21 protein-coding genes are annotated in these 21946 nt (G+C 66.9%); 13 read left to right on the forward strand and 8 right to left on the reverse strand.

Translation table 11 applies throughout. From position 1 onward, the window contains the following. Positions 1-24: 24 nt before the first annotated feature. From VHP37_29910 to VHP37_29920, 3 genes are all read right to left on the reverse strand, one after another. Positions 25-471, reverse strand: a complete 447-nt coding sequence (locus VHP37_29910; protein HEX2830591.1) for a PPC domain-containing DNA-binding protein — start codon at positions 469-471, stop codon at positions 25-27. Between the two features lie 26 nt (positions 472-497). After that, positions 498-3383, reverse strand: coding sequence for an FAD-binding and (Fe-S)-binding domain-containing protein (locus tag VHP37_29915; GenBank protein ID HEX2830592.1), 2886 nt, complete (start codon positions 3381-3383; stop codon positions 498-500). 87 nt (positions 3384-3470) lie between these two features. Continuing rightward, a complete protein-coding gene (locus VHP37_29920) occupies positions 3471-5261 on the reverse strand; it encodes a thiamine pyrophosphate-requiring protein (protein HEX2830593.1) in 1791 nt (596 codons plus the stop codon). A gap of 243 nt (positions 5262-5504) precedes the next feature. On the opposite strand from VHP37_29920, the gene VHP37_29925 reads away from it, so the two are divergent. Continuing rightward, on the forward strand, positions 5505-5747 hold the full coding sequence (locus VHP37_29925) for a hypothetical protein (GenBank protein ID HEX2830594.1): 243 nt from the start codon (positions 5505-5507) through the stop codon (positions 5745-5747). A gap of 87 nt (positions 5748-5834) precedes the next feature. Beyond that, positions 5835-6275 (forward strand): response regulator transcription factor, encoded by a 441-nt coding sequence (locus VHP37_29930; GenBank protein HEX2830595.1) that lies wholly within the window; start codon positions 5835-5837, stop codon positions 6273-6275. A 152-nt stretch (positions 6276-6427) separates the two neighbouring features. Here VHP37_29930 and VHP37_29935 read toward each other — a convergent pair whose 3' ends face one another. Continuing rightward, positions 6428-7534 (reverse strand): hypothetical protein, encoded by a 1107-nt coding sequence (locus VHP37_29935; GenBank protein HEX2830596.1) that lies wholly within the window; start codon positions 7532-7534, stop codon positions 6428-6430. A gap of 70 nt (positions 7535-7604) precedes the next feature. Here VHP37_29935 and VHP37_29940 point away from each other — a divergent pair, with 70 nt between their 5' ends. Both VHP37_29940 and VHP37_29945 read left to right on the forward strand, forming a co-directional pair. Beyond that, positions 7605-8963 carry an MmgE/PrpD family protein gene (locus VHP37_29940; GenBank protein HEX2830597.1) on the forward strand — a complete coding sequence of 453 codons (1359 nt, stop codon included), beginning with the start codon at positions 7605-7607 and terminating at the stop codon, positions 8961-8963. A 112-nt stretch (positions 8964-9075) separates the two neighbouring features. Then, positions 9076-9450: a hypothetical protein gene (locus VHP37_29945; GenBank protein ID HEX2830598.1), complete on the forward strand. Its 375-nt coding sequence runs from the start codon at positions 9076-9078 to the stop codon at positions 9448-9450. A 167-nt stretch (positions 9451-9617) separates the two neighbouring features. Here the strand turns inward: VHP37_29945 and VHP37_29950 are convergent, their stop codons facing one another. Continuing rightward, positions 9618-9749, reverse strand: a complete 132-nt coding sequence (locus tag VHP37_29950) for a hypothetical protein (GenBank protein HEX2830599.1) — start codon at positions 9747-9749, stop codon at positions 9618-9620. A 105-nt stretch (positions 9750-9854) separates the two neighbouring features. Here VHP37_29950 and VHP37_29955 point away from each other — a divergent pair, with 105 nt between their 5' ends. The 7 genes from VHP37_29955 to VHP37_29985 all read left to right on the forward strand — a co-directional run bounded on the left by VHP37_29955 (position 9855) and on the right by VHP37_29985 (position 18185). After that, the gene (locus VHP37_29955; protein HEX2830600.1) at positions 9855-11768 is read left to right on the forward strand and encodes a peptidase M61; all 1914 of its coding nucleotides are present in this window, start codon (positions 9855-9857) and stop codon (positions 11766-11768) included. Positions 11769-11820: 52 nt separating this feature from the next. Next, entirely contained in the window at positions 11821-12735 is a 915-nt protein-coding gene (locus VHP37_29960; GenBank protein HEX2830601.1) for a tripartite tricarboxylate transporter substrate binding protein, read from the forward strand. A 233-nt stretch (positions 12736-12968) separates the two neighbouring features. Continuing rightward, positions 12969-13832: a ubiquinol oxidase subunit II gene (gene cyoA, locus VHP37_29965; GenBank protein ID HEX2830602.1), complete on the forward strand. Its 864-nt coding sequence runs from the start codon at positions 12969-12971 to the stop codon at positions 13830-13832. A 3-nt stretch (positions 13833-13835) separates the two neighbouring features. After that, positions 13836-15839: a cytochrome o ubiquinol oxidase subunit I gene (gene cyoB / locus VHP37_29970; GenBank protein ID HEX2830603.1), complete on the forward strand. Its 2004-nt coding sequence runs from the start codon at positions 13836-13838 to the stop codon at positions 15837-15839. Next, positions 15832-16464, forward strand: coding sequence for a cytochrome o ubiquinol oxidase subunit III (gene cyoC / locus VHP37_29975; GenBank protein ID HEX2830604.1), 633 nt, complete (start codon positions 15832-15834; stop codon positions 16462-16464). Before cyoB ends, cyoC begins: the two co-directional genes overlap by 8 nt. Next, entirely contained in the window at positions 16461-16856 is a 396-nt protein-coding gene (cyoD, locus tag VHP37_29980) for a cytochrome o ubiquinol oxidase subunit IV (GenBank protein ID HEX2830605.1), read from the forward strand. Before cyoC ends, cyoD begins: the two co-directional genes overlap by 4 nt. Before the next feature lie 12 nt (positions 16857-16868). Next, positions 16869-18185 carry an MFS transporter gene (locus VHP37_29985; GenBank protein ID HEX2830606.1) on the forward strand — a complete coding sequence of 439 codons (1317 nt, stop codon included), beginning with the start codon at positions 16869-16871 and terminating at the stop codon, positions 18183-18185. Positions 18186-18215: 30 nt separating this feature from the next. On the opposite strand, the gene VHP37_29990 is transcribed toward VHP37_29985, so the two are convergent. Continuing rightward, the gene (locus VHP37_29990) at positions 18216-19226 is read right to left on the reverse strand and encodes a hypothetical protein (protein ID HEX2830607.1); all 1011 of its coding nucleotides are present in this window, start codon (positions 19224-19226) and stop codon (positions 18216-18218) included. Between the two features lie 130 nt (positions 19227-19356). On the opposite strand from VHP37_29990, the gene VHP37_29995 reads away from it, so the two are divergent. Further along, positions 19357-19938, forward strand: coding sequence for a YSC84-related protein (locus VHP37_29995; protein ID HEX2830608.1), 582 nt, complete (start codon positions 19357-19359; stop codon positions 19936-19938). Here VHP37_29995 and ybaK read toward each other — a convergent pair whose 3' ends face one another. Both ybaK and VHP37_30005 read right to left on the reverse strand, forming a co-directional pair. Then, positions 19939-20406 carry a Cys-tRNA(Pro) deacylase gene (gene ybaK / locus VHP37_30000; protein ID HEX2830609.1) on the reverse strand — a complete coding sequence of 156 codons (468 nt, stop codon included), beginning with the start codon at positions 20404-20406 and terminating at the stop codon, positions 19939-19941. 15 nt (positions 20407-20421) lie between these two features. Continuing rightward, positions 20422-21213 (reverse strand): creatininase family protein, encoded by a 792-nt coding sequence (locus VHP37_30005; protein HEX2830610.1) that lies wholly within the window; start codon positions 21211-21213, stop codon positions 20422-20424. 36 nt (positions 21214-21249) lie between these two features. Between VHP37_30005 and VHP37_30010 the strand changes: the two genes are divergently transcribed. Continuing rightward, positions 21250-21723, forward strand: coding sequence for a GNAT family N-acetyltransferase (locus tag VHP37_30010; protein HEX2830611.1), 474 nt, complete (start codon positions 21250-21252; stop codon positions 21721-21723). Positions 21724-21946 lie beyond the last annotated feature (223 nt).

Here is a 21946-nt window from a genome sequence, read left to right on the forward strand (position 1 = left end):
GTTGCAAAGGCTGTTCCGAACGTGTCATGCATTGCTGCGATCGACACGGATCAGCGCGAGCCCGGTTTCGGCGTCATGCACGCGCCGAAGATGCGCCGGCGCCTCGGTGAGCATGACTTCGAGCGTCGGGCGCACGTGCGCCTCGAGCAGGTGGCCGCCGCGCGTCGTCCCGTCGCGCAGCCCCACCACGACGTGCGCATGGACCTGCGGCTCCGTGCCTTTCAGGGCGATATCGCCGAGGAGGGCGATCACCTCGACCTGCTCCGCGACCGGTATGCGCTCGTAGTCTTTCTTCGCCCAGTCGAAGTAGCCGAGCACGACGTCGCTGAAGGCGCCGATCGCGGTGAAACGCGCCGCCGACAGGTTCTGGTCCCTGGCGAAACGCGTGAGGGTGGAGACCGCTTCGTCGCCCGTGTCGAACACCAGTGCGAACGTGCGTTCCGTCGATTGGTCGAGCAGTTTCCAGTGCATGTTTCGCGCTCCCGGGTTGAGGGTGGCTAGCCGCAAGCGCTGTGCCGCGCGTCGAGCGCGAGCTTGCACACATCGGCGAGGTGCAGCGCACGGCGGCCCGTCAACTGCCGGATCTGCTCGCGGCAGCTGAAGCCGTTGGCGATGACCAGCGTGTCGTCGCGCGCTTCGCGCACGGCGGGTGCGAGCACGCGCTCGGCGCACGCGATCGACACCTCGTACTTGTCCGCTTCGAACCCGAACGAGCCCGCCATGCCGCAGCAGCCCGAATCGAGGAGCGTGTAATCGAGCCCGAGGTTGTCGAGCGCGTGCGCTAACGCGTCGGTCTTGAGCACCGCCTTGTGGTGGCAGTGCGCGTGGACGATCGCGCGCCGTGTCAGGTGCGCGGGCGGGAAGCGCTGCGGCTCGCTCGCCATCAGTTCCGACAACAGCACGACCTGCCGCGACAGCCGTTTCGCCTGCTCGTCGTCGGGGAAGAGATCGGTGAGCTCGTCGCGGAATACCGACGCGCACGCGGGCTCGAGCACCACGATGCGCGTGCCGTCTCGAATGTCGCGCTCGAAGCGCGTCATCATGTCGCGCAGGTAGCGGCGCGCCTCGTCCACGAAACCCCATTCGTAGAGCGGCCGGCCGCAGCAGACATGCGAACGCGGGACGTCGACCGCGTAGCCGGCGTGTTCGAGCAACGCCAGCGCGGCGTGCGCGGTCGCGGGATGGAAATAGTTGTTGAACGTGTCCGGCCAGAGGATGAGGCGCGGCGCCCCGGCTCCATGCGATCGCCGATCGCGCAGGCTCGACACGAACGACGCGCGGGCGAACGGCGGAAGCTCGCGCTCGCGCGCCACACCCAGCACTCGTTTGGCGATACCCGCGAACGGCGCGCTGCGCATGAAGAAGTTGCCGGCGCGGGCGAAGTGCGACGCGAAGCGCGCGACGCGGTCGATGCGGCCGAAGACCTGCGCGGCGAAAGGCCGTGCGTGCCGCTCGTAGTAATGCGACAGGAACTCGGCCTTGTAGGTCGCCATGTCGACGTGTACCGGGCACTCGCCTTTGCACCCTTTGCACGAAAGACACAGATGCAGCGCGTCGTACACCGCCTGCTCGCCCCAGCCGCCTTGCAGCACTTCGCCTTTCGACATCTCGAACAGCAGCCGCGCGCGGCCGCGGGTGGAGTGCTGCTCCTCGCGCGTCGCCATGTAGCTCGGGCACATCGTGCCGCCTTTCTTGCGGCACTCGCCGACGCCCACGCAGCGCAGCAGGGTGCGCGAGAAGTTGCCGGCGTCGGCGGGGAACTTGAACCGCGTCTCCAGTACCGGCGGCGAATACGAAGTGCCCAGCCGCAGGTTCTGATCCGCGCGGTACGCGTCGACGACCTTGCCCGGGTTCATCTTCAGGTCGGGATCCCAGATCCGCTTGAACTCGCGCAACGCCTGGATGAGCTCGTCGCCGAACATGATCGGCAGGAGCTCGGCCTTGGACTGGCCGTCGCCGTGCTCGCCCGAGACCGAGCCGCCGAGGCTCACCGCGAGCGTCGCGGCGTCGCGCAGGAAGCGGCGGAATTTATCGATGCCGGCGGCGGTCTCGAGATCGAAGTCGATGCGGGTGTGCACGCACCCCTGTCCGAAATGGCCGTACAGGTCGCAGCCGTAATCGTACTGCTCGAACAGCGCGCGCAGCTTGCGCAGATACTCGCCCAGCTTCTCCGGCGGCACGGAGGAATCCTCCCAGCCTTCCCACGTGACGGGCTTGTCCGGCACGTGCGCGGTCGCGCCGAGGCCGGCTTCGCGCACTCTCCAGATGCACGCTTCCTCGCCCGGATCGCCGAACAGCTTCATGCGCGGCGCGTCGCGGCGCTTCGCAAGCGCCGCCATCGCGCGTTTGGCGCGGTCGCGCGCCTCGTCGCGCGTATCGCCGCCGAACTCGACCATGAGCCAGCCGCGGCCTTCGGGCAGCAGCTTCACGTCCCGCGGGTGCAGATGCACCGCGGTCATGTCCTCGATCAGGCGATCGTCCATGCCTTCGAGCGCGATCGGCCCGAACTCCAGCACTTCGGGCACGTGGTCGCCGGCGCAATAGACGTCGGGATAGCCGAGCACGAGCAGCGCGCGGCACGGCGGGTTCGGCACCAGCCGCAGCTTCGCTTCGAGGGTGACGGCGCACGTCGATTCGGAGCCGACGAGCGCCCTGGCGACGTCGAAGCCGTTCTCGGGCAGCAGCGCGGGCAGGTTGTAGCCCGAGACGCGCCGCGGGATCGCGGGAAATCGCTCGCGGATCAGCGGCGCGTAGCGTGCCGCGAGATCGCGCAGCGCCCGGTATATCTCCGCGCGTCGTCCGCCGGCAGCGAGAATGCTTTCGTATTCGGCCTGCGAGACCTGTCCGACCGTCATGCGCGTGCCGTCGTAGGTGAGCACGTCGAGCGCGATCACGTTGTCCGCGGTCATGCCGCCCATCACCGAGTGCGGCCCGCACGAGTTGTTGCCGATCATGCCGCCGAGCGTGTTGTGCGTATGCGTCGCGGGATCGGGCGCGAAGGTCAGACCGTGTTTCGTCGCGGCGTCGCGCAGGTCGTCGAGCACGCAGCCGGGCTGCACGCGCGCGATGCGCTGCTCCCGATCGATCTCGAGCACCCGGTTGAGATACTTCGAGAAGTCGATGACGATCGCGACGTTGCAGCATTGTCCGCAGAGGCTGGTGCCGCCGCCGCGCGAGAGGACGGGCGCCCCGAACTCGTGACAAAACTCTACGGTCTTTTCGACATCGGCGATGCTTTTCGGCACGACCACGCCGATCGGCACCTGCCGATAGTTGGAGGCGTCGGTGGCGTAGAGCGCGCGGCTGCCCGCGTCGAAGCGCACTTCGCCTTCGATGGAATCGGACAGCGCTTTTTCGAGCGCGGAGCGGCCGGCGTCTTTCACGATGCGTTCAGAAAGACACCGCGTAACGCGCCGCGCAGCAGAGCGGCAGGTGCAGCGACGGCTCGCCGGCATTGGCGCAGTCGCCGATCACGCCTTGCCCGACGGGAAGAAGCTCTCCCATGTCTCCTTGGCCGATGCGATGACGGTCTTGATCGCGTCGGGATCGCCGTGAATGAGCGCCGAGAGGTACGCCTTTACTTCCTTCTTCGTGACGTGCGGCGGCAGCGGCGGCACGTTGGGATCGGTGACGAACTCGAGCACCATCGGCTTCGAAGCGGTCATCGCCTGTTCCCACGCCGGCGCGATCATCTCGGGCTTCTCGACGCGTAAGGCCTCGAGGCCCAGCAGACGCGCGTAATCGGCATACGGAAAGTTCGGCAGTGTCTGCGACGGCAGATAGCGCGGATCGCCTTCCATCACGCGCTGCTCCCAGGTGACCATGTTCAGGTCGCTGTTGTTGAGCACCGCGATGGTGAGGCGCGGACTGGCCCATTCGCGCCAGCGCTGCGCGATGGTGACCAGCCCGTTGATGCCGTTCATCTGCATCGCACCGTCGCCGACCAGCGCGATCGCGTGGCGCTGAGGGTGCACGAACTTCGCGGCGATGGCGTACGGCACGCCGGGCCCCATGGTCGCGAGCCCGCCCGAGAGCGACGCCATCATGCCGCGGCGGATCTTCAGGTCGCGCGCGTACCACGCCGCCGACGAGCCCGAGTCGCACGTGAGGATGCAATCGTCGGGAAGCCGCGGCGAGAGCTCCCAGAACACGCGCTGCGGATTGATCGGCTGCGCTTCGTTCATCGCGCGGCCTTCGAGCACCTGCCACCAGCGCTCGACGCTCTTCTCGACGTCCTCGCGCCACGTGCGGTCGGTCGTGCGCTTCAGGTGCGGGATCAGCGCGCGCAACGTCGCCTTGCTGTCGCCGACGAGCCCGACTTCCATGGGATAGCGGAGCGAGAGCATGCGCGGGTCGATGTCGATCTGAACGCCGCGCGCCTTGCCTTCGGCCGGCAGGAACTCGGAGTAGGGGAAGGCCGAGCCCACCATGAGCAGCGTGTCGCAGCCGTCCATAAGCTCCCACGAGGCCTTGGTGCCGAGCAGCCCGATCGAGCCGGTGACGAACGGAAGCTCGTCGGGCACCGCGGCCTTGCCGAGCAGCGCCTTGGCCACACCCGCGCCCAGCAGCTCCGCGACTTCGATGACTTCATCGGTCGCGTGCAGCGCCCCCGCGCCGACCAGCATCGCGACCTTCCTGCCGGCGTTGAGGACTTCGGCGGCTTTCGCGAGGTCCGCGTCGGCCGGCGCGAGCGCGCGGCCGGTATAGCCGACGCCGGTGGGGACGGCGCCGTGCACGCGTGGCGGCGGCTCGAACGGCATGTCCTGCACGTCGTTCGGAAAGATCAGGCACGTCACCGTGCGCTCATCGCGCGCGATGCGCATCGCGCGATCGACGAGATGGCGTACCTGCGACGGCGTCACCGCCATGTGCACGTACTCGTGCGCGACGTCCTCGAAGAGCGAGAGCAGGTCGACTTCCTGCTGGAAATCGCCGCCGAGCGACATGCGCTTCTGCTGGCCGACGATCGCGACCACCGGCTGGTGATCCATCTTCGCGTCGTAGAGCCCGTTCAACAGATGGATCGCGCCCGGGCCGGAGGTGGCGAGGCACACGCCGACTTCATTTGTGAATTTTGCGTGAGCACACGCCATGAACGCGGCGAGCTCTTCGTGCCGCGCCTGCACGAACTCGATGCCGTCTTTCGCGCGCCCGAAAGCGCCCATGATGCCGTTGATGCCGTCGCCGGGATAACCGTAGACGCGCTCGACGCCCCATTGCCGGAGCCGTTTCAATAGAAAATCGCCGACCGTGTCAGCCATTCGATGTCTCCAAGGGAACGCGCCTGCAAGCGTGCGAGCCACGCGCGGCGCAAAAGAGCTGGAGACCACGAATGTGCATCGGACGTGCCGCACGTATCGCAACGAGCACTCGTTGCGATCGCCGGGAACGGCACAGGCGTCGATCACGCCATCGCGTTCATCGAGCGGGAAGGATGTTTACAATTAAGCTGAATGACGCGGTGCGCTCGCGCGCACCCTACGATAACGAACCGGAACCTCTCGATGAAAATCCAGCTCCTCGCGCTCGCCGCATTCGCCCTGCCTGTCGCCGCCTACGCCCACCCCGGCCACGGCACCGCACCGGCCGCCGCACCCGGCGGCAAGCCGCATGTGCACTTTGGCACGCCGAAGGCCCCCCTCGCGGCGCCGAAAGCGTTGCCGACCAGCGACACTCCGGCGCCGAAGCGCGCACCCGCACAGCATCAAAAACACAAGTCCGGCCAGGAACTTAGCCACACTCGCTGAGCGCTTCAGGGCCCTTCCGCGGCTAAAGCGATTCCCCGGAACTGCCGTTATCGGGGACGCATCAACTGCATCAGCGGAGGGCCCCACATGAGAATCCTGATCGCCGACGACGAGATGGCAACGCGCCGCCTCGTCGAAGCCATATTGACCAAAGTCGAGCACGAAGTCGTCGTCGCCAAGGACGGCAACGAAGCCTGGAAAATCCTCCAGCAGCCCGACGCGCCGCAGCTCGCCATCCTCGACTGGATGATGCCGGGCATGGACGGCATCAAGATCTGCCACATGCTGCGCGATCGTGAAGGCGGCGAGTACACCTACATCATCATGCTCTCGGCGAAGAACGAGACGCGCGACCTCGTCGCGGCGCTCAACGCCGGGGCCGACGATTACCTGAGCAAGCCGTTCGATCCGGACGAGCTCCACGCGCGCGTGCGCGCCGGCGAGCGCGCGGTCAACCGCTACGCCACGCTCCGCGCGGGCGTGGCGTGCCCGCACTGCGGCCACGGCCAGGCGAAGCGCGCGGCCTGAGGGCCGTTGACCTCGTGAACCGGGCCGGCCGCCTCATCGCGATCGCGGCCGCGCTCGCGTCGTGCGCAGCGGCGGCGCAGACGCCCGTTTTCGTGACCGCCTCGGTCAAGTACGAGAAGTGATGAAGTGATGGGTATGCGTTTGCCACCTCATCACTGCTTTTTGAATCCCTGCAGCACCAGCTTCTGCAGCCCGCGCGCCGTCGCGGCGATGTAGATATTGCCTTTCGAATCGGTCGCGATGTGATGGCCGCCGCCGACCATGCCGGGCACCTGGATCGTGCCGACGATCTCGAGCGTGCTGCGCTCGACGATCACGATGTCGCTGCCGCCCCCGACGTAGAGGAAGCGCTGCTCGGGATCGGGCGAGAGCGCGAGGTTGCGGGCGAACGGCGCTTCCGCTCGCTTCAACTGCTTCACGAACTTGCCCATGCGCGTGAACATCTGCACGCGCCGGTTCTCGCGGTCCGCGACGTACACCGTGCCGTCGTTCGCGACGCGGATCGCGTGCACGATGCTGAACTGGTCGGGACCCGGACCCGGCGGCACGGCCTTCAGGCTCGGCGGCGGGCACTCGTCCTTGTCGACCGGCTTGTTGCCGAACGCGCCCCACATCCGTCTGAACGCGCCGGTGTCGGCGTCGAACACCGCCACGCGATGGTTGCCGTAGCCGTCGGCGACGAAGAGCTCGTTGGTGCCGGGCAGCACCCACACGTCGGCAGGCTGGTGCAGATTGAAGGTGTCGGCATTGCCCTGGCTCTGCGAGCCGCGGCCGATCTGCAGCACCGCGCGGCCTTCCGGGTTGAACTTGATGAGCTGGTCGTCGCCCGCTTCCTTCTGTCCCGGGAGCTTGCGGCCGATGCAGTTGTTGCCGCCGACCCAGATGTAACCCCGGTGGTCGATGTGGATGCCGTGCTCGCGCGCCGGCCATTCGTGGCCGGTGCCCGGCCCGCCCCAGGCGCGCACGAAGCGGCCCGCCGAATCGAAGACGAGTATCGGCGGCGCGGCCATCTTCGCGTCTTCGCCCTTGAGCGTGCGCGGGCGATGGAGGACGTAGGCATTGTCTTCCGCGTCGAACGCGATGCTCGAGGCATCGCCGATCTTGTACTGCGTGGGAAGCTGCGGCCACGTCGCATCGACTTCGAAGATCGGAACGCCCTGCGAATGATCGGGCGTGCCGGTGCCGGCGCAACCCGCCAGCAATGCCGCGGCGAGCAGCAGGACGATGTACGAGCGAGACCACGAGACGCGCATTGCCATTTCCTCTTCATGAGCAGTCCCTGAAGTATCGTAGACTGGACTGCGCAGCGCCACTGGGGGAGACCGCACCATGGACCGGACCACGCAGAAGCTCGCAAGCTATGTCGCGTCGCTCACCTTCGAAGATCTGCCCGCCACGACGGTGCACCAGGCGAAGCGGCGCCTGATCGACAGCATCGGCTGCGCGATCGGCGGTTACGACAGCGAGCCGGCGCGCATTGCGCGCGCGCTCGCCGCGGAAGCGAGCAGCACGCCCGCCGGGCGCATCCTCGGCTCGGGCGCGTCGACCTCGATCGAGATGGCGGCGTTCGCGAACACGTGCGCGATCCGCTATCTCGACTGCAACGACACTTTCATCTCGATCGGCTCGGGCCATCCGAGCGACATGATGGGCGCGTTGCTCGCGGTGGCCGAAGCGCGCGGGTGCTCCGGCCGCGACGCGCTGCTCGCGATCGTCATCGCGTACGAAGTCTTCACCGCATTCGCTGACGCGGTGCCGCTGCGCGATCTCGGCTGGGACCAGGGTGTGTTCGTCGTCGCCGGAGCCGCCGCGGGCGCCGCCAAGCTGCTCGGACTTTCCGAAGCGCAGGCCGCCGACGCGATCGCCATCGCAATCACCGCCAACATCCCGACGCGCCAGACCCGCGCGGGCGAGCTCGCGATGTGGAAGGGCGTTGCCACCGCGGCCGCCGCGCGTTCGGGCGTCTTCGCCGCGCTGCTCGCCGAAAAAGGCATGACCGGGCCGACCGCGGCGTTCGAAGGCAAGAACGGGCTGTGGGAGCAGGTGACGCGGCCGTTCGAGCTGCGCGCGCTGGGCGGCAAAGGCACGCCCGGCGGCATCGAGCGCACCAATCTCAAGTTCTTCCCGTCGGAGTACCACTCACAGGCGCCGCTCTTCATCGCGCTCGGCTTGCGCGAGCGCGTGCGCGTCGAGGACATCGAAGCGATCGACGTGCAGACCTACTGGACCGCCTACAGCGAGATCGGCAGCGAGCCCGAGAAGTGGTCGCCCAGGACGCGCGAGACCGCGGACCACAGCCTGCCGTATCTGCTGGCCCTGGGCTTCATCGAAGGGCGCGTCGGCGCCGACAGCTTCAGCGACGAGCGCATCGCCGACGCCAGGGTCAACGCGCTCATGCACCGCATCCGCATCGCGCACAACGAAAGCTATACCGCGGAGTTCCCGGGCAAGCTGATGACGCGCATCGAAGTGACGACCCGAGGCGGCGAGCGCCTCGTCGGCGAAGCGTCGTATCCCAAGGGTCACGCGAAGAACCCGATGAGCGACGCCGACGTCGAGGCGAAGCTCGCGGGGCTGTGCGCGGGCCTGATGGAAGAGGGCGCGCGCAAGGCGATGGTGGAGGCATTGTGGGCGGTCGACAGCGCGGCGAGCGTTGCTGACGTGCTTGCGCGGGTACGGGTTGTCTGAAGAAGACGTGATGAGGTGAACTGCTTCTCGTCATTCCCGACCCGCGGCAGCGGATGTGATCGGGAATCCATTTCCGACTTTCAACGGTCAGCCGGTTGATCAGGCGATCTTCATGGACGTTGAATCCCCGGAGCATCTGGAGCGTCTCCGTGGCCAGCCGGAGGTGAAGGCCGCAGCGCTGCGCTTCGGACCCGACTCCGCAGCCGAGGTGCGCTTCGAGCGGGCATCCAGGAATGCTCTCTACTGGCCGCCGATCCAGGGTGTGCTCGATCGTATCGCCTCCACGGGTTGCGTCGCCCCCTTACAGCAAGAGTGCGTGGTCTACGGCAGGCCTTGCTGGCTACTCGCGACCAGCCTTGCGTCGTCACCGCAGGCGCCGTTCGCCGTAGCCGTGGTGTCCGCCGATGGCGCTCCGGTTGAAGTCCTGCTCGAGCTGCTGAAGCGCGTCAGCTACGACTACTGGTTCGGCTCGCACTTCTTCAAGTGAAGCTGGCCGGGCGCGACCCGGACGCATCCCCGTGGTGAACGCGCGATGTGCTTGGGCGGCGTTCGTCCTTCGACTTCGCTACGCTCAGGACGAACGGGCTTGCGCGGTGCGTTACGCCGCTGTCGCGGCTAGCGCACCCTACGAAAAGAGCGAGTGGGTCGAGGGCGTTACTTTTTGAACACTGCCTTCGGCATCATCGCGTGCACGCCTCGCGTGCCGTCGACGACCTGGGTCACGTGCAGGTCGATCTGCGCGCTCATCAGCATGTAGGCGTCGTCGCGCGCGAGGCCCTTGGTCATCTCCTGTATCGATTTATCGGTTGTATGTTTATGGCATTATCCGCCGGTCTGCCGCCGCGTTACCGCCCACGCTAGATGCCGCCACTGCGAGGATCCGTCCACGTTGTGCTCGTCGCGCTCGCATGCCTCGTGCTGTGCCACGCGGCGGCCGCCGCGCAAGGCTACCCGGGCGTCATCGAGCTGCGCGTGGACGCGACCGACGTCGACAAGCGCATCGTCCGCGTGCGCGAGACCGTGCCCGTCGCGAGCGGCAGGCTCACGCTGCTCTATCCGCAGTGGATACCGGGCCACCACGCGCCGGCAGGGTCGATCACGCTGCTGGCGGGGCTCACGATCACCGGCGGCGGCCAGACGCTGCCGTGGCTGCGCGACGCCGCGAACGTGCACGCCTTCCAGGTCGACGTGCCCGAAGGCGTCACGAGCCTCGAGCTGTCGTTCCAGTACCTCTCGCCGCTCGACGACACGCAGGGACGCATCGTCGTCACGCAGCACATCCTCGCGTTCCAGTGGCACACCGCCGTCCTGTATCCGGCGGGCTACGCGACCGACGACATCCGTGTGCGCGCGAGCATCGCGCTGCCGGCGGGCTGGCGGCACGCATCGTCGCTGGATGTGGAAGGTCGCAGCGGCGGCAGGGTCCATTTCAAACCGACCAGCCTCACCGAGCTCGTCGATGCGCCGGTGTGGGCGGGGCGCCATCACGCGCATGCCGAGCTCCAGCGCGGCGCGGCGCCGGTTGCGCTGCAAGTCTTCGCCGATCTCCACGAGAGCCTCGAGATGGAGCCGCGTCACGTCGCCGCGCTGTCCGCGGCGGTCGACGAGACCGCCCGCGTGTTCGGCGCTCCGCCGTATCGGCGTTTCGATTTCCTCGTCGCGCTCAGCAACGCGGTGTCGCGCATCGGGCTCGAGCACCAGGGCTCGACCGAGATCGCGACCTATCCCGATTTCTTCACGCGCTGGAACATGCTGCCGTTCGCGCGACCGGTGTTCGTGCACGAGTTCGTCCACGCGTGGAACGGCAAGCGCCATCGGCCGGCCGATCTCGCGACGCGCGACTTCAACGAGGCGATGGGCGGCAGCCTCCTGTGGACGTACGAAGGCCAGACCGAGTTCTGGACCTGGGTGCTCGCCGCACGCTCGGGGCTCCTCACGCGCGAGCAGGCGCGGCAGGCGATCGCGCGCACCGCGGCCTTCCTGGCGCAGCGCTCGGGGCGCGCCTGGCGCAATCTGCAGGACACCAACAACGACCCGGCGATGCGGCACGTGCGGCGTCGAGACTGGTCGAGCTGGCAGCGCGGCGTCGATTACTACGGCGAAGGCCTGTTCCTCTGGCTCGAAGTGGACACGACCCTGCGCCGGCTCACCGAGGGCAAGCGGTCGATGGACGATTTCGCGAGGACATTCTTCTCGCGTCCCGGTTCCGGGCCCGTCGTGACCTATACGTTCGAAGACATCGTCGCGGCGCTGAACGCGATCGCGCCGCACGACTGGCGCGCGTTCCTGCGCGAGCGCCTCGACAGCAACACGCGCGACACCGCGGCGGAGGCGCTGAAGAGTGCGGGCTGGCGCCTCGTGTTCCGCGAGAAGGCGAGCGCCTACGCACAGGCGGTCGAGCGCGAGACGAACGAGACCGACTTCTACTACACGCTCGGCTTCACCGTCGGCCGGCAGGACAGGATCGTGAGCGTGCAATGGGACAGCCCGGCGTACAGGGCGGGCCTCGCAGGCGGCGCGACGCTCGTGGCGGTGAACGGCCGTGCTTACCGCGCGCAAGGCTTAAGGAACGCGATCGCGGACGCGAAGCGGTCGAAGAAGCCGATCGAGCTCCTGGTCCGCAGCGACGACTGGTATCGCACGCTGGCCGTGAGCTATTTCGACGGCCTGCGCTATCCGCATCTCGAGCCGCTGCCCGGCGCGGCCGACGTGCTTTCGACCATAATGACGCCCCTCGGCCAACGAGACGCACCGAAAGACACACCGAAAGACACACCGAAAGACACACCGAAAGAAGGAGACTGACATCAAAGCTTCATTCAACGCCGGGCGTGCGCTGCTCGCCGCCTGCCTGACATTGCCCGCCATTGTTTTCGCGCAGACTTTCCCGTCCAAACCGATCCGCATCGTCGTGCCCGCGGTCCCCGGCGGCGGCACCGACATCCTGGCGCGACTGCTGAGCCCGCGTCTGCAGGCGATCTACGGCCAGAGCGTCGTCATCGAGAACCGCGCCGGCGCATCGACCAACATCGGCACCGAATACACCGCGCGCGCCGCGCCGGACGGTTACACCGTGCTCATCGCGACCACGCCGCACGCGGTGAACCCGACGCTGTTCGGGAAGCTCCCGTTCGATTCGGTCAAGGACTTCACGATGATCAGCCTGCTCGCGCGCACGACCACGGTGCTCGTCGTGCATCCGTCGCTGCCGGTGAAGAGCGTGAAGGAACTGGTCGCGCTGGCCAAGGCGAAACCGGGTCAGCTCACGTCGGCCACGTCCGGCGGCACGTCGCAGTTCCTCGCGGTCGAGATGCTGAAGTCGATGGCGGGCATCGACGTGCTCAACATTCCGTACAAAGGCGCCGGCGCCGCGCTCAACGACACGATCGCCGGCCACGTGCAGTTCCAGGTGAACACCATGCTCGCGGCGCTGCCGTTCATCCGGAACGGCCGCCTGCGCGCGATCGCGGTGTGCGGCGCGAAGCGCTCGGCGTCGCTGCCGAACGTGCCGACCATCGCCGAGACGATCCCGGGGTTCGAGTCGAGCGGCTGGTACGCGCTGCTCGGCCCCGCGGGATTGCCGCGCGACGTGACGATGAAGCACTACGACGCGTTCGGCAAAGCGCTGCACACGCCCGAGATCACCAAGCGCCTCGCCGAGCTCGGCGTCGAAGTCGTCGCCAGCACGCCCGAGGAGCTCGCCAGGCTCATGCCCCAGGAGATCGTGAAGTGGGGGAAGGTGGTGAAAGCGTCGGGCGCGAAGCCGGACTGACCGTTTAACTGCACGTGGTGACGGCTGGGAGCGCGCCTTGCTTGTGCGCCCAACCAGTCGGTCCGAGCTATCGCCTTTGTTGCGTTTCCGCGCTCGGTATGGTGATATGAGCCGCCCGAGCATCGAGCCGTAGAGAGATGACACGTTCTTCACCGCGCGCGATTCCGGCTCGGGACGAGCCCCCATGGCCTCTGGCGGCCGTTGCCTGCGCCGTGCTGCTCTCCGGTTGCGATATGGTGGTGCTCGAGCCGTCGGGCGCGATCGCGCGGGAACAGGCGAACCTCCTCGTCGTCTCCACGCTGCTGATGCTGCTGATCATCGTGCCGGTGATCGTGCTGACGTTCGTGTTCGCGTGGCGCTACCGCGCATCCAACAAGGACGCGCCTTACACGCCGGAGTGGGACCACTCGATCCAGCTCGAGCTGCTGATCTGGTCGGCGCCGCTGCTCATCATCATCGCGCTCGGCGCGCTCACGTGGATCGGCACGCACACGCTCGACCCCTACCGGCCGCTCGACGTGCGGCAGGCGCCGCGCGACCTGCCGCCTCTGAAGATCCAGGTCGTCGCGCTCGACTGGAAGTGGCTCTTCATCTATCCGGAGCAGGGGATCGCCGTGGTGAACGAGCTCGCCGCGCCGGTCGACGTGCCGGTGCGCTTCGAGATCACGTCGTCCCGGGTGATGAACGCGTTCTACATTCCGGCACTCGCCGGCATGATTTACGCGATGCCGAAGATGCAGACCACGCTGCACGCGGTGATCAACAAGCCCGGCGAGTACGAGGGTTTTTCGTCGAATTACAGCGGCGCCGGCTTCTCGAACATGCGCTTCAGGTTCCTCGGCGTGAGCTCCGCCGATTTCGACCAGTGGGTGGAGAAGGTCAAGGCCGAGCGGCAGGCGCTCACGCGGCCCGCGTATCTCGAGCTGGAGAAACCGACCGACCGCGAGCCGGTGCGCCGTTACGGCGAGGTCGCGCCCGATCTGTTCAACGCGATCGTGAATCGCTGCGTCGCTCCGGGTCAGAGGTGCGAGAGCGACATGGTGCGCGAGATGCACAAGGCGCCGGCGGCACACGACGACACCCATCGGAGGCAATAGCGTATGTCCGAGCCGTCCGACGCAACCAGCCTCCTGTTCGGCCGCCTCACGTGGGAGGCGATTCCCCTTCACGAGCCGATCCTGATCGCCACGTTCGCGATGGTCGCGCTGGGCGGCATCGCCATCGTGGGCGCGATCACCTATTTCCGCCGGTGGGGCCCGCTGTGGCGCGACTGGATCACCAGCATCGACCACAAGAAGATCGGGATCATGTACATGATCCTCGGGCTGGTGATGCTGCTGCGCGGCTTCGCCGACGCGATCATGATGCGTCTCCAGCAGTCGCTCGCGATCGGGGGCGCCGAGGGTTATCTGCCGCCGCATCATTACGACCAGATTTTCACCGCGCACGGCGTGATCATGATCTTCTTCGTCGCGATGCCGCTCGTGACCGGTCTCATGAACTACGTCATGCCGCTCCAGATCGGCGCGCGCGACGTCGCGTTCCCGTTCCTCAACAACTTCAGCTTCTGGATGACCGTGTTCGGGGCGGTGCTGCTGATGCTGTCGCTGTTCGTCGGCGAGTTCGCCAAGACCGGCTGGCTCGCCTATCCGCCGCTCTCCGACATCGTTCACAGCCCCGACGTGGGGATGGATTACTACATCTGGTCGCTGCAGGTGGCGGGGGTGGGGACCACGCTCTCCGGCATCAACCTCATCGCGACCATCGTCAAGATGCGCGCGCCCGGCATGACCATGATGAAGATGCCGATCTTCACGTGGACGTCGCTGTGCACGAACATCCTCATCGTCGCCGCGTTCCCGGTGCTCGCCGCGACGCTCGCGCTGCTGTCGCTCGATCGCTACGTCGGGACGCACTTCTTCACGAACGACCTCGGCGGCAACCCGATGATGTACGTGAACCTCATCTGGATCTGGGGCCATCCCGAGGTGTACATCCTGATCCTGCCGGCGTTCGGCATCTTCTCCGAGGTCACGTCCACGTTCTGCGGCAAGCGCCTCTTCGGCTACGCGTCGATGGTGTACGCGACGATGGTGATCACCATCCTGTCGTACCTCGTCTGGCTGCACCACTTCTTCACCATGGGCTCGGGCGCGAGCGTCAACTCGTTCTTCGGGATCACGACGATGATCATCTCGATCCCGACCGGCGCGAAGATCTTCAACTGGCTCTTCACCATGTACCGGGGGCGCATCCGTTTCGAGCTGCCGATGATGTGGGTGGTGGCGTTCATCGTGACGTTCGTGATCGGCGGGATGACCGGCGTCATGCTCGCCGTGCCTCCGGCCGACTTCGTGCTGCACAACAGCCTCTTCCTGGTGGCGCACTTCCACAACGTCATCATCGGCGGCGTGCTGTTCGGGATCTTCGCGGGCATCTATTACTGGTTCCCGAAAGCTTTCGGCTACCGGCTGGACCCGTTCTGGGGCAAATGCTCGTTCTGGCTCTGGGTGACCGGCTTCTACGCCGCGTTCATGCCGCTCTACGTCCTCGGCCTGCACGGCGTGACGCGCCGTCTCCAGCACATCGACGACGCGACGCTGTCGCCGTGGGTCCACGCGGCCATGTTCGGCGCGGTGCTCATCGCGCTCGGCATCGCGGCGTTCCTCATCCAGCTCGTCGTGAGCTACCTGCGCCGCGAGCAGCTTCGCGACACCACCGGCGATCCGTGGAACGGCCGCACGCTCGAGTGGTCCACGTCGTCGCCGCCGCCGCCCTACAACTTCGCGTTCACGCCGATCGTGCATGAAATGGACGCGTGGTACGACATGAAGCGCCGCGGCTATCAGCGGCCGGTGGAGGGCTACGTGCCGATCCACATGCCCAGGAACACCGGCGCGGGCTTCGTGCTGGCCGCGCTCGCCGGGCTCTGCGGGTTCGCGCTCATCTGGCACATGTGGCTCATCGCGGCGGCGGTGTTCGTCGTGCTGATCGCGGCGGCGATCGTCCACACCTTCAATTACCAGCGCGATTACCACATCGCGCCCGACGACGTCGCGCGCAGCGAGCTCGCCCGCGCGCAAGCCCTGGCCGCCCATGGCTGAGCCCACCGCACCCGTACCCGCGGGCGCCGAGGCGCTGCGCTTCTACGATATCAAGGGCGAGCACCATCCCGAGCAGCCGACGCTGCTCGGCTTCTGGCTGTACCTGATGAGCGACACGCTGCTCTTCGCGTGTCTTTTCGCGACCTACGGGGTGCTCGGCCGCAGCTACGCGGGCGGGCCGTCCGGGGCCGAGCTGTTCGAGCTGCCGCTGATCGCCGTGAACACCGCGCTGCTGCTGCTCTCGTCGATCACCTACGGCTTCGCGGTGATCGCGATGAACCGCAGGCGGCTCGACCTCACGCTGCTCTGGCTCGCCGTCACCGGCCTCCTCGGCGCGGGCTTCATCGGGATCGAGATGTACGAGTTCAGCCACCTGATCCACCAGGGCTACGGGCCCCAGCGCAGCGCTTTCCTGTCGTCCTTCTTCGCGCTGGTGGGCACGCACGGACTGCACGTCTCCTTCGGCATCGTCTGGCTCGTGACCCTGATGGCGCAGCTGAAGAAGCACGGTTTGATCCCGGAGAACCGCCGCCGCGTCATGTGCCTGTCGATGTTCTGGCACTTCCTCGACGTCGTGTGGATCGGCGTCTTCACCTTCGTCTACCTGATGGGCGTGTTGCCATGAGCACACCTCTCGACCCTCCGCACGGACCGGCTCTCCACGACCAGGAGCTGGATCACGACACCCTGCACATCACGGTGGGCGGATACGTCACCGGCTTCGTGCTGGCGGTGATCCTGACCGCGATCCCGTTCTGGCTGGTGATGGGCAAGGTCTTCTCGAATTCGACCCTGACGATCTTCATCATCCTCGCGCTCGCCATGGTGCAGATCTACGTGCACATGGTGTTCTTTCTGCACATGACCTCGAAAGCCGAGGGCGGCTGGACGTGGATGTCGCTCATCTTTACGCTGGTGCTCCTGGTCATCGCGCTCTCGGGGTCGCTGTGGATCATGTACCACGTCGACCGCCACACCATGCCGGTCTCGGCCGAGCAGGCCCGCAAGCTACCCTGACGAGGCCGCGCCATGTCCACTCCGAATTCCGGCACCCTCGAGCGCGACGCGCGCATCGTCTCGTCGCATCCGTCGGAGGTCGCGCCGGGGGACATCGCCGTCGGCGTGATCATCGGGCGCGCGTCGGAGTACTTCGATTTCTTCGTCTACGCCATCGCGTCGGTGCTCGTCTTCCCGCGGGTGTTCTTCACCTTCACGCCGTACCTCGAAGCGACCCTGATCTCGTTCGCGGTGTTCGCGCTCGCGTTCATCGCGCGGCCGATCGGGACGATCGTGTTCATGGACATCCAGCGCCGCTGGGGACGCTCCACCAAGCTCACGCTCGCGCTGTTCCTGCTCGGCACGTGCACGGTGGGCATCGCGTTTATCCCGGGCTACGAGAGCGCCGGACTGGTGGCGGGCGCGCTGCTCTCGGCGCTGCGCATCGGACAGGGCGTTGCGTTGGGAGGCGCGTGGGACGGCCTGCCGTCGCTGCTCTCGATGAGCGCACCGCCTTCGAAGCGCGGCTGGTACGCGATGATGGGGCAGCTCGGCGCGCCCATCGGTTTCATCGTCGCGAGCGGGCTCTACCTCCTGTTGTACGCCGCGCTGGCGCTGCCGGACTTCCTGGACTGGGGCTGGCGCTATGCTTTCTTCGTGGCTTTCGCGATCAACGTGGTGGCGCTGTTCGCGCGATTGCGGCTGGTCGTCACCAACGAGTACGCGGAGCTGCTGGCTGCGCGCGAGCTCGAGCCGTCGCCGATCGGCGAGCTGCTGCGCACGCAGGGCGTGAACGTGGTGCTCGGCGCGTTCGGCGCGCTCGCGAGCTACGCGATGTTCCACGTGGTCGCGGTGTTTCCACTGTCGTGGATCGTCCTGTACTCGAACCAGTCGGTCACCCAGTTTCTCGCGATACAGATCGTCGCCGCGTTCCTGGGGATCGGCGGCGTCGTCGCTTCCGGACTCATCGCCGACCGGCTGGGGCGACGCAACACCATCGGTCTCTTTGCGGTGCTGATCGCGGTATTCAGCGGATTCGCGCCGACGCTGCTCGACGGCGGCGCGCTGGGGCAGGACGTGTTCGTCATGCTGGGCTTCCTGCTGCTGGGACTCTCTTACGGCCAGGCGGCGGGCGCGCTCTCCGCGAGCTTCAGCCCGCGCCACCGCTATACCGGCGCCGCCTTGACGTCGGATATCGCGTGGCTCATCGGCGCCGGATTCGCGCCGCTGGCCGCGCTCGGCCTCTCCGCGTACTTCGGGCTCGGCTACGTCAGCCTCTATCTGCTCTCGGGCGCCGCGGGCACCCTCGCGGCGCTCTGGATCAATCGCAAGCTCGAAGAGAACGACTGAAGGCGCTCGCGCCCGAAGCCGGATCGACCGTCACGCGAAATAATGCATGCCGGGACGCACCCGGCCCTTCGCAATGTCCGCGGTCAGGTGGTATTCGCGGTAGCTCAGGCTCCCGGGAATCTTCGCTTCGATCAGCCGCCAGATATTGCCCATGACCATCGCCACCTTGCGGTTGTAATCCTTCTCGATCGCGCTGCGGACGAACTCGCCCCCCGGGTTTGCGAGCCGCAGGTGGTGGATGATCGTGAGGGCCAGGCCGGAACGGATATCCGGACCGAAGAACGCCTCCTGCCGCATATGCTGCATCCAGCCGCGCCCGATGTTGCTGACAGGCTTGGAATACTGCGAAAAGGCCGGCCCGATCTGCGCGTAGGATTTGTACAGATAGTCCTTGGTGCGTCCGTGGCGGTCGTACTGCACCGTCAGGCCCTGCGGGACGAAGCCGTACCATGCCGGCTGGAGATCGTTCGTGAACGTGCCGCCGGCGGAATAGCTCACCCAGTCGTCCAGCGTGATCCAGCCGTTATCGAAGAGTAGGTCGGCGTCGAAGAAGCGCGGCGAGCCCCTGGCCACGCCGGCGTACCCGGGCTGGTCGTTCACGTGCGTGCCGACGACGTTGAGCTTGAAGAAGACGAAATCGACGTTGCCGAAGTTGGCCAGGTCGCGCTCGCTGGTGTTGATCGTCACGTCCCCCAGCATATCCAGCAGGTCCGCGAACCTGACGTCCGGCACCCGCAATGCGGCGATCGGAATGTTGCGCGCGGTCGCCGTCGTCCTGCCGCCGGCGAGCGCCAGCACCTTGGCGAGCTCGAACAGCGACAGCATGCGGTTGGACCCGGTGATCTTGTCCCAGGATTGCGAGCGATGCTCGAGGATCAGGGGCAGGTTCCAGAAGCGCCTGTAGAAGTGCAGCTCGTCCTGCGTCAGCGGCGGCTGCAGCTCCTGCAGGTCGCGCAGATTGCGCTGCGATTGCGCGGGCACATCGAATCCGAAGGCCGAAGCGGCGACCGCATCGTAGGCGTCCTGAGTGCGCTGGTCCATGGGGGTCCCCCTTTGCTCGGATACTAGCGTCTCGGCCGGCGGACCGATGTCGGCGAATTCCCGACGGGGATTGCTTCTTGCTTCGCACAGGGGCGACGCCAGCTGGGCGTAACGACTTGTGGAGCAAGGCATGAAGCGACGTGAATTTCTTCTCATGGCCGGCGGCGCGTTCGGCGCCGGCCTGATCTCGGCCGGCTGCACGACCACCCGGCCCAACACGCCGGCCGACCGCGTGGCCCGGCGGCAGGAAATCGACAGCGCGGCCGACGGCGCGCTGCAGAGGCTTTACGCCAACGCGCGCGGCTCGCGGGAGATGGCTGACCGCGCCGCGGGCATCCTCGTCTTCCCGCGCGTGCTGTCGGGCGGCCTGGGCGTCGGCGGCGAATTCGGCGACGGCGTGCTGCGCACACCCATCCGTCCGGAGGGTTATTACCGCCTCATCGGCGGCTCGATCGGCTGGCAGATCGGCGGCCAGTCGCAGGCCGTCATCCTCATGTTCATGACCCAGGACGCGCTCGAACGCTTCCGCAGGAGCAAGGGCTGGACGGTCGGTGCGGATGCCTCGGTCGCGGTCGCGAAAGTCGGCGCCACCGGCGAGATCGACACGAACACGGCGAAGCAGTCGATCGTCGGCTTCGCGCTGACCAACGCCGGGCTCTATGCGGGCGCCAAGCTCGAAGGCGCCAAGGTCACGCAGATCGACGTCGTCTGATCACGCGCGCAGCGCCACGACCTCGGCCCTGGCGACGGCGACGAGGTCGGCGGGCCGCAGTGCGATCTGCAGCCCGCGCCGTCCGCCGTTGACCACCACGTCATCGAGCGCCGACGCGCTCGCGTCGACGTAGGTGCGCAGCGCCTTGCGCTGCCCGAGCGGGCTGATGCCGCCGACGACGTAACCGGTGGTGCGCTCCGCTTTCTTCGGATCGGCGAGCTCCGCGCGGCGCGTGCCCGCGGCGCTCGCGAGCGCTTTGAGATCGAGCCTCGCGTCCGAAGGGATCACCGCGCAGACGAGCTCGCCGGTGTCGAGCGCGACCACCAGCGTCTTGAACACCGTCCCGGGCGCGCGTCCCAGCTCTTTCGCCGCATGCACGCCGATCTCGTCGGCATCGGGGTCGTAGTCGTATTCCAGCAGTTGAAAGGCGATGCGGGCCTTGGTGAGCGAGGCTACCGCGGGAGTCATCCTGCCGCTCATGGCTCAGCGCGCCGCGACGGATTTGCGGATAAGGTCCACCGCGCGCGCGACGGACCGCTCGTTGAGCGCACGCCCGATCTCCGCGGTCGAGCGGCGCGGATCGCCCTGGATGCCGTTGATGCCGTCTCCGGCCTGAAGCTTCGCGGCGCGCACCATCGTCGCATCGACCGCCATCATGCGCGATGTGTCGCCGACGTCGGCGTGGTTGCCGATCTCGTCCTTGCGGATCCCGCGCTTCATCATCTCGGCGACATCGCCTTCGCGATCTCCGCGGTAGTAGCCTTCGATCGCGTGCACGCGCACGCCCGAACCCGCCCACTCGGCGTTCAGCGCGGCAGCCACGGCGTTCTGGCCGGGCTGGTTGGGACCGCTGTCGCCGATGAACACGATGTCGCGGAATCCGTGCTGCTTCAGGCTGCGCGCCGCGTACTCGAGCACCTGGCGGAAGACCGCGTCGGGCAGGCTGATGGTGCCGGCGTAGCGCATGTGGCCGCCGGGCGGATCGATGCTGCCTTCGGGTACGTACGCCATCACCGGAGCGACGAGGGCATTGCCGAGCGTGCGTGCGATCGCTTCGGCGTTGGCGGCGACTCGCACGTTGTGCTTGCCCAGCGCCATGTGCGGACCGTTCTGCTCGGTGCCGCCGGTCGGGATGATGACGGTCGTCCTGCCTGCAACGATCGAATCGCGGACTTCGTCCCAGGTAAGGCGTTCCAGGAACACCGTGTTCGGCATCTGCGCGGACGCGGCGCAGGCAAGACAAGCAAGGAGCACTGCGGTGAAGAGGCGGGGCACGATGACCTCCATGGCGGGCCGCCTTATTATGCCGACATGATGCACGCTCGTATCGCACGGACAGGCGACGCCGAAGCCGCAGTCGACGTGCTGAAGCGCTCGATCACCGAGCTGTGCGTGATCGACCATCGCAACGACGCTGCGACCTTGCAGCAGTGGCTGTCGAACAAGACCGTTCAAAACTTCCGCGCCTGGATCGGCTCGCTCGACCATTTCTGTGTGGTCACCGAAGACGACGCCGGCGTGAACGGGGTCGGCATGCTCAACCGGCGCGGCGAGATCCAGCTTTGCTACGTCAGTCCCGACGCCCAGCGCCGCGGCTGCGGCGCTGCAATCCTCGCGGCGCTCGAAGAACAGGCCGGAAAGTGGGCGCTGCCGCGCGTGCATCTGGCGAGCACCGAGGCGGCTCGCGTCTTCTACGAAAAGCACGGTTTCCGGCCGGGCGGGGAATCGACGTGCGGGTTCGGGGTGACGCGGTGTTATCCGTACGAGAAAAACCTCGGACTGTAGGGTTGCCGTGGTGCGTTTACGGCTCCGGGCAACGCGCCCTACGCACAACCGTCGCGTTCGCCGCGACAGGGCGTAACGCACCGCTAGTGTACTGCCCCGTTAATTTTTGGTACTTTGCGGTATCTCATCTTGGAGAGATCGCAATGCCCCAACGCATGCCCCCGGTCATGTTGAGTGCCGACGAACGTGAACAACTGGAATCGTTGTCGCGGTCGCGCTCGAT

The sequence above is a fragment of the Burkholderiales bacterium genome (genome assembly GCA_036262035.1).
Lineage (GTDB): Bacteria > Pseudomonadota > Gammaproteobacteria > Burkholderiales > SG8-41 > JAQGMV01.